The organism is Lacipirellulaceae bacterium, assembly GCA_040218535.1.
Taxonomy (GTDB): Bacteria; Planctomycetota; Planctomycetia; order Pirellulales; family Lacipirellulaceae; genus Adhaeretor.
The window spans coordinates 230970-245604 of record JAVJRG010000009.1 but is presented as its reverse complement, the minus strand read 5'-3'; the positions used below and the strand labels follow the sequence as shown (position 1 = coordinate 245604).

The 14635-nt window shown below is 53.3% G+C and carries 8 protein-coding genes; 6 read left to right on the top strand and 2 right to left on the bottom strand.

Going from position 1 to position 14635, the window contains the following annotated elements; translation table 11 throughout:
- The first annotated feature begins 1160 nt into the window (after positions 1-1160).
- From RIB44_11910 to RIB44_11890, 5 genes are all read left to right on the top strand, one after another.
- Entirely contained in the window at positions 1161-1982 is an 822-nt protein-coding gene (locus tag RIB44_11910; GenBank protein MEQ8617292.1) for a hypothetical protein, read from the top strand.
- Complete coding sequence (locus tag RIB44_11905; protein MEQ8617291.1) at positions 1912-3081, top strand: hypothetical protein; 1170 nt, start codon at positions 1912-1914, stop codon at positions 3079-3081. The genes RIB44_11910 and RIB44_11905 overlap by 71 nt, the downstream gene beginning before the upstream one ends.
- Positions 3065-4150 (top strand): CsgG/HfaB family protein, encoded by a 1086-nt coding sequence (locus RIB44_11900; GenBank protein MEQ8617290.1) that lies wholly within the window; start codon positions 3065-3067, stop codon positions 4148-4150. The genes RIB44_11905 and RIB44_11900 overlap by 17 nt, the downstream gene beginning before the upstream one ends.
- 134 nt (positions 4151-4284) lie before the next feature.
- Positions 4285-6087, top strand: coding sequence for a hypothetical protein (locus RIB44_11895; GenBank protein MEQ8617289.1), 1803 nt, complete (start codon positions 4285-4287; stop codon positions 6085-6087).
- Positions 6088-6093: 6 nt separating this feature from the next.
- A complete protein-coding gene (locus RIB44_11890) occupies positions 6094-10089 on the top strand; it encodes a CsgG/HfaB family protein (protein ID MEQ8617288.1) in 3996 nt (1331 codons plus the stop codon).
- A gap of 192 nt (positions 10090-10281) precedes the next feature.
- On the opposite strand, the gene RIB44_11885 is transcribed toward RIB44_11890, so the two are convergent.
- Positions 10282-11034: a nucleotidyltransferase domain-containing protein gene (locus tag RIB44_11885; protein ID MEQ8617287.1), complete on the bottom strand. Its 753-nt coding sequence runs from the start codon at positions 11032-11034 to the stop codon at positions 10282-10284.
- Positions 11035-11689: 655 nt separating this feature from the next.
- Positions 11690-13222, bottom strand: coding sequence for an MFS transporter (locus tag RIB44_11880; protein MEQ8617286.1), 1533 nt, complete (start codon positions 13220-13222; stop codon positions 11690-11692).
- A 200-nt stretch (positions 13223-13422) separates the two neighbouring features.
- Between RIB44_11880 and RIB44_11875 the strand changes: the two genes are divergently transcribed.
- Positions 13423-14472 (top strand): LacI family DNA-binding transcriptional regulator, encoded by a 1050-nt coding sequence (locus RIB44_11875; protein MEQ8617285.1) that lies wholly within the window; start codon positions 13423-13425, stop codon positions 14470-14472.
- Positions 14473-14635: the final 163 nt, after the last annotated feature.

Sequence of the window (14635 nt, the reverse complement as noted above, 5' to 3'; positions counted from 1 at the left end):
TTCGGCACGAGGTTCGTACAAATTTCGGAAAAAATTCTGCGCCTACTTTGTGAAAGCTTTCACAAGGTAGGCCTTCAATCCTCTCTCGGTCAGCTCGCAATCCTCCTGGCTGATTGCTCAGCTGTTTCCTGTCAACAACGTGTAAAGAGCTCTCTTGTTACTCAAAATCAATCGGGATCCCAAGTAGTTCGAGAGGGTGTCGGATAAGGTTGTCGCATCTCTGGTCTAGGTGAGACCCTGCTTGGCTCACCTGAGGGTCGCCTGTATGCATGGAGGCCTACTGATATGTCAACCCATATCGAGTGTACCGTCCAATCCTCAAACCAAGGGCTAACGCGACGGCGGAGGAGTCTTAGGTTGCCGTCAATCGCGAGGCCTGCCATGGTATCAGGTCAATGCCGAGGAGAAGTTGCCTATGCGGGAGGTGAAATCTCATTCCTCAATACGCAAGAATCCTGAGATTTCGAGTATTTTCGCCAGTAGTTGCCAAGGATTCTGGCTCGACTGCATCTAACCTAGTAGAGGGCCACTCTAGAAGTGACATTAGGTACTCACAATTCTGAGCAGACAAGATCCATATTTGTGGGCGCCTCCGAAAAAAGACTTACTGATGAGCAACTCTTGGCCGAGTACCAATCGACGTCTGCCCCTGAGGCATTCGACCAATTAGTTGCGCGTCACCTACGTCGGGTGCGCAACTTGGCCTATCGTATGACATTGTGCCATACCTCAGCGGATGACGTTGCCCAAGAGACGTTCCTCAAAATACTGACCCAACCTGGCTCGTACAGCGGACGATCCCAGTTTTCGACTTGGCTATATCGAGTTGCCCTGAATACCTGTAAGGAATTTCTGCGTCGGGAAGCCACTCAGAAAAAACATGTCCGGAGTGAGGAAGTAGTTTCTTATCGTGACACCCAGGCTCAACCCCACGTGCAACCGGAACAACAAGCTTTAGGTACAGAGTTGACTAAAGAACTTCAGAGTGCACTTTCCATGCTTTCGACCGATCTTCGGGCTGCACTTGTGCTTACAGCCATTGAGCAACTTCCAGCCAAGCAGGCTGCGGCTGTTGCTGGCTGCACAACAACGACAATGTACTGGCGGGTTCACCAAGCTCGTAAGCAACTTAAGTCCCTTCTAGGTGATTATCTTGCATCATGAATGACCCTCGGGAAGCGAAACTCGATCAAGCCTTGCAAATGTGGGCCGACTCTACGGAGGCTAGTGATGAGCAACTCGCTGAGCTGCAGGACAGCTTTAGGACGAGTATGCGCAAGCACATCGTACAACCCCTGGCAGTGACAGAACCTACGACACAATCAAGACACTTGGCGGCGATGCTTGCCATCGCTGCCGCATTACTCATCTCTCTAGTCACTTGGAAAACATTCAATGCGCAACGCGTTGAGCCGCGGAACCACGGCGATCAACTGACCGATTCATTGGACTCGGTTCGTAAAGAAGCTGGCCAAGATGAAAAACGAGACCAGCGCCTGATGTTTGTGCTGAACGCGTGTCGTGAGCTTTACGGATCGCAAATCGCCTGGATTTTTGAAGGTGACAGCTCTTTCGAAGTGGGCCTGGCTCCGTCCGATTCAAGTAGTCGTGATCGTTACGTGGCGATTCAGCTACGGCTGACAATTCCTTCGAAGTCTCATGGTCCATCTGAGGTAGTTCATGCCATCGAATTAGTGATGGGGCAGGATCAAGTGGTTGAGTTGCGTGGTGCAGCTGGCGGTAGGAATCTGTCAGCTTGGGTTCACCCGGTGGATCAGGAGATGGTCGCTATAGAAATACGCTGTCTTCCGGATCTGACTGGTTTTCGTGGACCTCTGGAAGAGCTTGAAGCTAGTCATCTCCAGCGTTTGGGCTCGACCATTTTGATTCATAAGTTTTCTCACGAAGGCGTTGAATACCAACTACACCAAACGGCGAACCTTATTGATCTTGACTCGACCGATACTGGTGAACTGGGCTAGGGTGATGTGCTCCAACTCTGCTATTCCAGGAAAATGCGTCCCGGCATTCTGTGCTGCACTTGCACTTTCTACTACTTTTCATTTCGCAGGGAAGGTGGCGTCGAAAGAACTGGTTCCCATAAGCCAACAATGGTGCGTGTTCGCTGATAGGGCAGCTTGCGTCCGCTTTGGTGGAATCGACGAGAAAGTATTGCCACTTCGAGTTGAATGGGCAATCACAAGCAACGGCAGAACGATATCACGGGGTAAAAGTACCGTTAGCGAATTGCTCGAGTGCGGCAGCGACGACGTGAGTGTGGCTAATGCACACCTTCAAGATAAGCATATTTGCCGAGCCTTTGATCTGCAAATTACGGCTCCCCGTCTACGCAAAGGGATCAGCTTCAGCTTCCAACTGCAAGTATCTGCCGTAGTGGGTGGCGAATCGAGGAAATTCAGCCATGCCTTGCACGTCTTTTCCGAGGACCCGTTTTCGGGGAAGGAGTCACTGTTGAATCAAGCGGAACTCCAACTGTTCGACAACTTAGGCGATACGAAGAGGATGTTTCAAAGGACAAAAATTCCTCACCGGGTATTGCCCAATCTCGCAGCGATTGATCGTGCCGAAGCCGGCATCCTAGTGGTGGGCGAAGGGATCTCTTTTCTCGAAAACCCAAACCTTGCCGCAACCTTGGTGCAAGCAGCAAATCGAGGCATCCGGGTCTTGTGCTTTGCTCCTAGTGAAGGAGAGTTCCCAATTGATTCTCAAAACCTACGCCCTAAAACTACCCTAAGCCAAATTACGCTGGGACATGAGAGTCTTTCAAAGCGATTTAGCAAGCAATTTGACCCACTGGTATCCAAGAGTAGTCTGGAGATCAAGGCACGGAATGATTCTGCCGTATTGCAAGTGGCCAAACCCAACGGCTGGGATTGGGCAATCTTAGAGTACGCCGCTCCGGAACCCCATGAACAACCAGGACAGCTTATAATCTGTTGCGGTGAGGTCATCAGTCGATGGGAGGAAAGCCCCGTACCCCGCTACCTTTTTGCCCAACTCGTCGAGGATATGCGAGCACACTCTTCTGCAAAGGATCAACCAAATGATTACCTTAAGTGATAGTTTTGGATTGGCGAATCTGATCCGCCTTCGGCAGCTGATCATAGGCATCATCGCGATGGCAAGCTTGTTTCTTTTGTCATCTTCACCGGTCCACTCGCGAGAGAAAGTCACACAAACTCCTAAGGTCGAATCAGACGAAACCGCGACAGCCGCCGCTACCGACCTGAAGGAGAAAGATCCGGTACTAGTAGAGTATCCAATCGCTGTCCTCCCCTTCCGCGAGCGTGGAAAAGAGGTTGCCGAGCAGGGTGGCCAGACGACGGACCTCGTGTTTGCGAACCTCGCCGTTGATCCATCATTGTCTCTTGTCGATCGAGTCGATCTCGACAAAACACTGGATGAAACAGAGCTCAATCTCTCTGGGGTTGTGAACCCGGGGGAAGCAATCGCGATAGGCCGGTTGACCGGTGCGAGGATTATCGTGACCGGATCCGTGTTTCGAGTCGACAATACCCTGTATTTGATAGCAAAAATCATTGGCACCGAGACAAGTCGAGTTATCGGAGCTTCTGTCAAAGGACCTGCGAAGGATGGCCTACAAGGCCTTGCCGATAAGCTGGGCGACGAAATCGCTCGTTCTATCAAGGAGCGTTCCAGTACTCTCGTTGCTAAACCGATCAACAGGAAAGATAGAATCAAGGCACTGCGTAAAGCGATTGGCGAAGCTGAGCGTCCCGTGCTACATGTTCTTGTGGAGGAGCGCCATCTTGGCCGAGAGATTCTAGATCCGGCAGCGGAAACGGAGATAATACGCTACTGCAAGGAATCTGGGTTCACCGTCATTGATCATGGTGAAGGCAGTCGCCTGCAAGCAAAGTATCTCATCAAGGGTGAGGGGATTAGCGAATTCGCTATCCGCCGCGGAAATCTCATCTCTGTTAAAGCGCGACTTGAGGTCAAAGTCGTCGATCGCAATAGTGGCAAAGTGGTTGCCGTGGACAGGCAAACTCGTGTGGCGGTGGACCTTGTGGAACAGCTAGCCGGAAAGCGTGCACTTCAGGACGCGGCTGCAGATATCGCGCAGCGATTGCTACCCAAGCTCGTGGAGCGAAAAGGGAAAGAATAGGTTGAGAGTAGCCGCAACCAACCCCGAAGAGTTTTTTCGCTCGACGCTTGGTTCCAGTGTAGGTGCGACTGTCGAGGGCGAATCCTTGGGTGCTATTGCTGGGCTGAATACGTCAAGAGAGGCTGGCACCGTCGATGAGTAGAGCAATGTTGGCCGCGGACCGCTACTTGCTACGCAAGTGGAGTGTGACAACTGTTTGTTGCATGATTCCATTCTTCTTGTCGTGTACAGGACGTGAGGGAACGTCGCCTCAGGAGACAGCGACATCATCACAAGCAGAACCAAGAAGATTGAAGCCTCAGTCGCGCAAGGCGTCGAACAATGCAAGTCCTGCGAAAGACTACCAGACCGTACGGAAAGATGCCCTGAGGAAAGCTGACAAGGAGTTGGCAAGTCTGGTGCGTGCAATCAAAGAGTCGGAATACTTCGAAGGTTCTCAAATCGCCGCGGTTGCACTAACCAAGCTAGCCAACAATCCCCATTGCAACCAAGAAGACCTAGCAGCGATACAGGCGTCTCGAAGGCACTCGCGATTAAGCATCCTTGAGGCCATGAAGGAGGCTCAAGAAAGCAACTCGTTGAAGCGTACCTCGCTGGTTCGGATACTGGCACTGCTGACTCGCTCGCCAAGTTGGTACGGAGAATCCATGGAAGAGAATCTTCAGCTCCGGCAACAACTGCTTGGGATCGCAATGAAATTCGATTCCCCAGCGTTCATCGTTTCTCAAATCACACGGACAGGACTATCGCCCTCCCACATGAAAATGTATGCCGGCAAAGACCTCCTGAATCTGAGCGAGGAGGTTGCCTGGCTTCCATCACAATCATCGAACACTGAAGCGGACCCGCAGCCAGAACGAGAACCGCCTCACGAAACGCCTCCCGATCCTCGGGTCTCAATTCGTCGCATACAACTGGCGCTACAAGATCAAGAGGGGCAGAACTTCCCCATCAAGCTGTCAGGCATCCAACCCGCAGGCCCTCATACTGATATCGTCTACGGCTTCTCCAGCTACGGAGGATACGGTACCCGGTTCATTGCCCTGATGAAAAAGCCGGGCGAGTTGGAACCAATCTTTACAATCGATAATCAGCATTCATTCAGTTCTGCTTGCTTCGATGGGAAGTACGTTTGGATCGGAATCATTGGAAGGAAATCACAGATTCTCGCAATCGACCCTCAGCAAGGTAGCATCCTAACACTCACAAGAGACCAAGGACTCCCAAGGCTGTCACGGAGCCCTTTGTGTATCGGGCAAGAGCCAGGAAGTGCCCTCTGGGCGGGGATCATTGACAAATCCGATGGGAAGCAGTCTTGCCTGGCTGAAACTCTTATCAACGACGCTGGTCAAATCCAGTTCCGACAGATTTACCAGAAGCCAATCCCCGCAACGGATCGCCCACTTCCATTGGGAAGAAAAGAATCTCGCCAATTGGTTTTCTCGCCCAGCTTCGTGATGCCTCTTCGCGAGGAGGACGGCACGTTTCAGAAAGTGGTTCTAGGGCGTTGGAGCCCAAGAAACTTCCTTTTCAATCTGCGAACGCAGCATGCCTGCGAGCTCCGGTCACGCATATCAAAAAGTGCGGAAGTAACGTTGCACAACGGATCACTCTATTGGACAAGCAATGCCCAGCTCTTTCAATTGACTCCGGACAAGGTTGACGAACAAGTAAGTCTCGCCAGCGTACCCGAGGAAGGAATCGTCTTCTTTGACCATTGGGACAGACCCTATGTCATCGGACGAAAAGTTTGGACGGCAGCCAGCCTGTTCGAACGATTTGAGCTCGTCGAGCCTGTGAGCATTCCTTGGAGCAGGAGTCATCTCCATCGTCCTTTGGGCAGTTCGCACTATGGGAACCTGATTTACACAAGCGATGGTGACGGTTGGAACCTCTACCAAATCTCCTTCGATGACCAAGTATCCTCAGGTGAGTAACACGTCATGACTTCTCTGAGTCTACGCATGCCCCTCATTAATCTTGGTTTGGCGATCCTTGTTGGGATAACGCTGATTGGCAAGGTGTTCGTTAGCGAAGGTAGTGCCAACACACAAACTCCAAATCTGACCTGGGCGGTACTCGCTTCTCGGCAAGCTCAAGAGACAGGTATTCCCGATCTGCTAACCGTCAAACTGGACAAGCTTCAAGGCGTGGATCTTGTCGAGCGCGATGAGTTCGAGGCTGTCCTGAGTGAAGCCAAGTTGACGGCCCTCAGCGGTCTTGAATCGAGATCACAGAGGATGAAAATCGGTCAGCGAGTAGCCGCTGACATCCTGGTTATCCTGCGTGTTATCAAGGTCGAAGAGGTTGCCGAAGCGGCGTCAACGGGGCAACCGCAAAGCCAACAGCGCGCGACGGGCAGGCTGGCCACCATGCAGAAGAGTTATGTGGTCCAGCGGCAAGAGATCGAAGTTGTGCTGTGTCACGTGCGATCCGGTGCCCGCCTAGAAATCCAAGGGTACTCTCTTGCCACTCAGGCACCCGCGAAGATCGCTCAGCGAATCGCCCACCTTGCGAGCCAGATCAACAAGGAGTTGCAGAGCGGGCTTGTGCATGTCGTTGGGGTCAGCCCGTTGCTCTCCAAATCACTCACGCACGAGCATGACGCTTATCAAGAGTCGCTAGCCCGTCTCATCGAGAGCACTCTGGTGTCCAAACCGGGGATCGCCGTGATCGAGTATCAAGAGGCACAGGCAATCTGGGATGAGCTCGCTGACCAGTCGGAAAGCAAGCTGGATCGAATTGTTCCGATACTGATTTCGGGAAGTTTTCGGGCCAAAGATTCCACCGGTGAGCAAGAAGACTTGTTCACGGTCGAACTGGCTGCCAAGTTGCCAGCGAACGTAACGCGAAGCGCACGGTTCGTCGAAGTGGCGGAGAGTCAGCTTTTTGAGCAGGTTTCGCGACATGCAAACCGTCTGCTTGACGAGAATGGCAAATGGGGCGAGCAAGCTCACGACGCCCAGCAACAGTTCACTTGGCTAGAGGAACGTGCCGAGGCATTCTCTCGTCTGGGTATGCGGCGCGCTGCATGCGGATTGCGCCAGGCAGCCTTGCTTATCCGCCCTAAGAACGCTGAAGTGCGCTTACGACTGATCGAGGACGAAAGGAGAATCCTACGCATGGTTTCCGTGCCAGGATACGATGATTCCACCTGGCCCGGTCCGGCAGGCAGCCTAGGCCGTGCAGAGAACTTACTTTCGGTACATGCGGATATCCTGAGCCATTCTGAATACTTAATTCGCAACCGACTCGTGACGGACCAACAAGCGTTATCGCTCATTACTACTTCGATACCGCGATTTTCTAAGCGAGAAGTTGAAGAGAGCAGCTCCCTCCAACAACTATTATCTACTGCCGAACAACGGCTTAAACAACACGTCTGGGTCATTGCCCCTTTGGTACTTCAGTTACCGCAGGGACCACACGCTAACCACGAGAATGTTACGTCGAGTCGCAAGAGACAAATCCAATCCGCACTTCTTGGTAATGCTACCCATCGAGTTGATTTTCAAGACTTGCAGCCGTCCGACCTAGAATACTTATTCGAGCTTTGGACGGAACGTATTCCCGACAATCTCGGATTTAGTCCTGAGCTGAGGAATATTTCTAGAAAAGTTTTTCCCGACATTGATAACCATCGGTACAGCGATCGTCATCCGAAGCCACGTTACCGAAAACGGAATTACGATTCGTACAGTATTTCCCCCAAGCAATGGTTGCAATTTCTCGAGGCTCTTTCCTATAGCGATCATACCATGGCGCGTCTCACCGCGCGGTGGGAACAGTTGCGTTGTCGCTGGTATCTTGTCGATGCCAACACATCGCCAAAAGAGATCACTTTCTTGTTAGACATGGCCACTCTCGCAGTCGCGGAGTGGACGGAGTTTCTGCATGCTCAGTTTGAGCAGCCTCAAATGCATGATGCTACCGTGCCTCTTCGTGACGTACGGCAAATGCGCTGGCAACTCGAACGGTTCGAGATCGTGGATGACCCTTTCGGACCTCGCCGGAAACTGGAACCAAAGCTACGCAAGCAGCGTCCACGCCGTGCGCCTGACCCCAATCGTGTCGTCGAACCGCCCCCGATGAGCTACGAAAGGCTAAGCATTCGACTTCACTTTGAGAATAGCGCATTACCTCGCGATGTGCATCCGTCACTTCAAGGCTCCTATCGATTTCCGCGGAAAAAAAGTCGCATTGCTATCAAACCAAGGTGGATTGCCTGTGGCGAATCGCTTGACGTGATCTGGACCTGGAAAGGTCTCCTGGTCATGCAAACCCCTGGCAAGTTAGAGCCGTTCGACTTTCCTTTCGAGCGATCCGTCGTCATTGACGATGTACGCTGGGATGGCAAGCACCTCTGGGTGGCAACACTCGCCAGTGGCATCTGGCAGTTTGACTCAAATATGAAAGTCCTAACGCACATTCGTGACGGCCTTCCGCCCAGCGAGCGCGCTATTCGCGTCCAACCTCTTGGTGAAGGCCAAGCCTTGGCAGTCGGCTCGTTCGGTCCTAATGAGCGTGCTTGGTGCGCCATGATCGTTACACAGGACAAGAAGGCTGCAGTGAAGGTATTTCACGAGGCGACGGAAGTCTTTTCTGTAAGCAATACGAACCCCGGCACTGTGCCTTCAAAACAAGTAGGAATCGCCCATGGTTTCACTCCGACCATTGTCATGGCAGAACTCGAACCGCGCTCGTCGGCAGGCGAACCTAGAGGACTAGTGTATGTCGGACGGAGCGGCTCACGAGCGCAGCCTCTACTGATCAACTTGAGTGACCTTACGATTCAATTGGGCAGTCGTTCTCTGGCGTACAATCAACGGAATAGTCGGGAGGAGGAATTCGTTATGTATCAGGGAAAGGTCTATCATACACATAATTTCTTCCAGCTTGCAGCGGCGATTGGCCCACCTCGTAAGCAGCCACGATCATTCCGAGGACACCGCCCTCGCGGCCAAGCGTATCTACGCGAGGGCGACTATCTCCACTTGCCCTTAAGCACGCACTGGTGGAGGCTTGACCTAAACTCGGGAGCCATCGTCGATCTGCAAACCGACAAACGTGGGCACTCACGTCGGCTCTCCTCAATGTCGATGCCTGAGGCAGAATGGTACGCGAATTCAGCCCACTATGGCTTCGTGGGTGTCTCCGATAAGTACCATGGTGAAATCTACCGATTCACGCTGCATGAACCAGCCTCAGTAGGTTCCTCTGATAATAGAAATATCCGAGCAACATCCGCTAAGGCTAAGCTGCGTGTCATCGACGCCGATGAACTCCAACGGGTGAAATCAAATATCAAGAAACTGCTGGCTAGCGGCCACCATGTGCCTCCTGACGCCACGGTACTCTACCAAGACGGTTGGTCAACCTTTGATGGCTGGCTACCATCAATTAGCACTACCGGCACTTACCTCGATCCGCCAGTTGAAGAGGGCCGTGGAAGGATGAGCTATTACGTTGACGGGCGTCTGGTGAGGACCGCTCCAGCGCAATCGCAAAGCGCCCTCAAAAGGACTGAAATGCTGATTTGGTACGACAAGTCCAGTCGGCCTATCCTTGTGCAGAATAAATCTGTTGACGACAGGAAACAGCCCAATCCTCGGGCCTACTTTTTTTACTACTGGGGTGAATACGATGCGCGTGGGCTGCTATCGCGTGTCCTCAGTTTCGACGATAACTTGAGATTGCGTGGATTTATCGACTACGAACACGGAGACAATTACCAGTGGGTGACAATCTCGCATTATTCCGCGGAAGGAAAACTGATCGGAAGCGGCGGCCCCGAGTATCCGCTCGATTCCGAAGGCGTTCCCATTCTGCCCGGTGAAGACCGCCCAATCGCTTACTCAGCCAGGCTTGAACAAATCAAGGAGCCTATGAGATTGGGAATGAAGCCTTACTATCCGCTGCCAGGAGATGGTGAGAATTAGATCTTGTAAATTAGCAAAGCCACTTGAAACGTTTCAGCGTCAAGTGGGACTTTTTCGCTCAGTTACAAGTGACGGTCTCGGGGGTTGAGTAGGGTAGGGTTCTCTGGCGGATGCCGAGGTTAAATGGTTTTCCGCAGTCCCATGCCTGGCCCAGTTTCAGCTGTCTCGCTTCACTCTGACGTTCGTCGACCGCTACCAGTCCTCGATGGGAGTTCTGCCCGACATCCAGCTCCACTCCACGTCGGTCATGAACCACGTGTAGGCCTCGAGGTCGCTGACGCCCCAGTCACGATGGTCCCGGACTGATTCGAACAGGGCGGTGGCATGGGCTCCGGAGGGTTTTTCGAGCAGGTTACCGAAGCATTGCATCATGTCGTCGGGCTTGTCAGGCACCGATTCGAGGGCCTTCGGCAGCCACTTATGATAGGGGAAGAGTCGGCGGTTATGGGCCAGGAGCAACCGGGCGGTGAACAACGCAAGCTGACTGGCGGCGCGGGTCAGCGTGTAGCGGTTGCCGTGGCGCTCTGCCTCTTGGAAAAGCCAGTGCTGAATGAATGACATGCTGTAGAAAGCCTTGATGCGTTCATCGTGCCCCGCCTCGGGATAGACAGGGATCCGCCGCAGCAGGGCGTCGAGGTCGGGGACGTGCGAGTAGGCGACGAACGCCCCCTCGAACGCGGCACGGGAAGGTTCGTTGCCCTTTTCAGCCAAGTCTTCAAGGAACGCAAGGTTGATGATCTTGCCGTCGACGTAGCCCCCCTCGTAGTCACAGAGGTCTCTGCGATTGATGAAGAGGTCGCGCGCGGTCAGGTGCTGCTCGAACGCCTCATCACTTGCGACGATCAGGAAGTCCACGTCCGAGTCCTCGCGGGCATAGCCTTTGGCGACGGAGCCGCCGATGATCAGCGCACGAAACCGCGGATCGTCGCGGTAGGCGTCGGCCAAGCGTTCAATGGCTCGCTGATGGTTTTCGCGGATCCGCATGCTTGGAGTATAACGACTGCTGGAAGTTGTCAAGTTCCGCAGCAGCTTGTCGTGAAGCAACGGTGACGGAAACACCGATGGCACTGTCGACGGTCAAGACTTCATCCTCTGCAGAGGCAACAAGTTCACCAGTTAGGTAAACGATCTGACCAGGATTCGCCTCGACCGCTAACTGTGTTCGGTGTTTTGCGCTTGGTCATGTTCGCAATTTGCGGTTGAAGAATAGCGTCTAGCTATTATGCGAAACAGCTCAATAGAGATTGCAACGACAATTGTGGCAATACAGTGCAAGAGGAGTAGTAATTGTGTGTCTCTATCCTGAAGCCCATTGCCGTTAATGTATGGTGTACCCAATGGCAACAACTCCCCTGTCTTCGGATAAGGGTGCCACGGGAGGAACGTCAGCAAGCCAAAGGCTAGAACACACCATAAAAAGAAAAGCGGCACGTCAAGTCGGGTGATTTGTTGCAGTTTCACCATGATCACTACTTAAAATGACTACCCGATGAACGATTAGGTCCCTCTTGTTCAGCGAATTATAACCTCGGAGGCTACGAATCTCCAAATTCTCAACTTGCGCCGACATTTCAATCGCCCGCTGCGTTCCGCAACGGTCCTACGCACTCAACTTGCCGCGGCGTCGGATGAGCTCTTCGCGGATCTCGTGCGAGCGGGTTTCGGTTAGCTCGTAAGTCATCATGATCGCGATGGCAATCGCCGAAGTGATCAGGGGGACGCCGACATCGAAGACACGCAGAAGCAAGAGGGTCTCTTCGGTCTGGAGAATGCCGCGATTCACGTCGAAGCCGGAGACTTCCAACAGCACCCCGGTGAGCAAGCCGGCCAGGGCCAAGCCAACCTTGACCATCCACCAATAGATCGCGCCGAACATGCCTTCGCGACGCTGGTGGCTGTCGAGTTCGTCGTAGTCGCAGACGTCGGCAACCATTGAGCCCATCAGAGTGAACAGCGATCCCGTACCGAAGGCCACGAAAGGGCACGCAGCAAGCAGCCAGTAAGGATGCAGCGTGTTGTAGCCGAACCACTTGAGGCCGTACCCCACCAGCGAAAGCGGGATGGTGATCAGGAAGGTTTTCCGTTTGCCGATGATCGTTGAAAGGTAGCCCGTAAAGGGGATCACCAACAGAGTCGCAACCGAGGTTAGAAAACCAAACCAAAAGTTAAGACCTCCCGCTGAAGACTTTGCGCTATCGAGATCGAAGGAGTTCAGGGCGTATCCAGAAAGCGGGTTGATACTTGCGGCGATCGAGTTGATGCCTTCAACCGTATCGGGCTGCTGAAAGACATAGTAGATCATCACATAGAGAGAGAACGACGTACCCAGCATGAAGCCGTTGAACACCAAGAAGGTTGCCAGGCAGAGTTTGACGAACGGCCCGCATCGAAACGTGGTCGCGACGCCGCGAAAGAATAGAAACAGTTCATTGAGGACACCGCCCTCAGTTTCATCCGAATCATCAGTTGATGGCGCAAGAGTTTGACGCTCGCGACAAAAGATGGCGGGCGCGATCCCCAGCAAGCTAATGGCTCCGCCAATCCAGATCGCCAAGTAACGCGCGCCGGCAGCTTCATCAGGAAAGAAGTCTTTATTAGCGATGAACCACCAGATGGCCGGTGCTCCGAGCCAGGCAAGTTGCCCGAAGGTATTAGCAAACGCTTGGAGGCGCGTCCTCTCGTGGTAATCGGGAGTCATTTCAAAACCCAGGGCCACGAAAGGGGTCGCGTAAATCGTGTAGATCAGAAAGTAAGCGATCGAAGCCGTGAGGAACGTGCGATAGTAAAACGTTTCGGACTGTCCCGAAGGCATCTGCCACATCGCGGCGAAGATGACTCCGGCTAGAAGCGCACCAATAAAAATGAAGGGACGGCGGCGTCCCCAGCGGGTTCGAGTCCGGTCAGAGATGTAACCCATCAGTGGGTCGGAGACCGCGTCGAAGATGCGGGGCACGAATCCGATGATGCCCACCAAAATGGGGCTCATCCCCAGGCCGATGTTGAGGATTACCATCATGGCCGGCAACGCGGCAGCTTGTAGATTATTGACGAGCATCCCCACCGCATAAGCAGATTTCTGCCCCAGAGGTATCCGATCTTCCGGGGCAGTGGCGTGGTGTTGGGTTTCAGTCATCAGTGGAAGCCGTCAGTTTTTTTGGGGGCCGCAGAGCAAGCAAGATTTAGGTCGATTGGACGAATTGCCCGATAGTGGCCAGCGCTGGTGGCACTGGCATCTGAAACGAGTGTTTGACAGCCTGGTATTTGACAGTTCTACGGGAGCAGTTATGATGCAGAGAAGAAACATTTACATAACTGTTACAGGATGATAACCACGTGGCTACGATCCGACAAGTTGCAAAGTGCGCTGGCGTTTCGATCGCTACCGTTTCGCGGGTGATCAATAACAGCCCTGCCGTGACGGAAGAGGCGCGGTCGAAGGTTCTTGAAGCAGTCAACAAGTGCGGATACGTCCCGAATGTGGGCCGTCGGACGACTTCGTTTATTGCCTTGGTCTACGCTGGGCCTTTCTCGCTTGGGTCCCCCTATGATGCGGCTCTCGTTGAGGGGATGGTCCAGGCAATGGACCTAACGGACCTCGATTTGGTTGTCTTAAACCCTTCGAGGGATAAGAGTTCCGACGAATCCTACACGCAATTCTTTCTGCGCAAGGGTGTGCGTGGCGTCATTCTGCGATCGACGGTCGAGGGGCGACCAACTTGTAAGACCATTGCCGAGGAAAACTTCCCCGCAATCGTCGTTGGGGATCACTTCGAGCACGAGAATCTCGGCTTTGTCTACGCGGAGTCCTCAACGACTAGCCGTCAGGCAATCGAGCATCTCATCACTTTGGGCCACAAGCGAATCGCCTTCGCCTCGAACGAGCATGAGGATGGCGACCACGTCGATCGCTTCGCCGCCTATAACGAGGTAATGAAAGAGAACGATCTCGAAATCGACCGCAGCCTTATTTATCGAGTTCCTGCTCAGCGGCTCAATGGCGCCCAATTGCTGCGAAATCTGATGAGCGTCCCCAAGCCGCCTACCGCCGTCTTTGTAACTGATCCACCCATTGCTGTGGGTCTGATTAACGAAGCGAGGAATATCGGCATGGAGGTTCCTGGGGATCTCTCCGTGGTGGGCTTCGACGATCACGACTCGCGGAACTACGTATATCCCAAGATGACGGCTGTCTGCCAAGATGCACGCCAGCTCGGCTACGAGGCTTTTCTGGAGCTGGCCCGTGTTGTTGAGGCCGGTGGAGGCGAGCGTTGCCAGCATCGTATCTCGTCGACCTGGTTTGAAATCAACAATTCGACCGCCCAGCCCCCGGAAAGTGCGGTTGGCATTCTCCCCGACGGCACTCGCTTGCAAGCGACTGGCTAGCGGAAGGCTCGTTAACCTTTCTGTCGATTCTGCGGTAAATAACGGATAAGGCAACACTTTACGGCAAGTCCTGCCGCTTTTTGCTTGACCATTGTTAAGCTTTTGCAAAGCATAGGATTAGGCCCATCTGGGTCTATTGAAAACAGTCTCTTCCTCAGCTGAT

Bases quoted from the DNA above. Each gene is read 5' to 3' on its own strand.
- RIB44_11910 (MEQ8617292.1), top strand. From the start codon at position 1,161: ATGAATGACCCTCGGGAAGCGAAACTCGATCAAGCCTTGCAAATGTGG.
- RIB44_11900 (MEQ8617290.1), top strand. From the start codon at position 3,065: ATGATTACCTTAAGTGATAGTTTTGGATTGGCGAATCTGATCCGCCTT.
- RIB44_11895 (MEQ8617289.1), top strand. From the start codon at position 4,285: ATGAGTAGAGCAATGTTGGCCGCGGACCGCTACTTGCTACGCAAGTGG.
- RIB44_11890 (MEQ8617288.1), top strand. From the start codon at position 6,094: ATGACTTCTCTGAGTCTACGCATGCCCCTCATTAATCTTGGTTTGGCG.
- RIB44_11880 (MEQ8617286.1), bottom strand. From the start codon at position 13,222: ATGACTGAAACCCAACACCACGCCACTGCCCCGGAAGATCGGATACCT.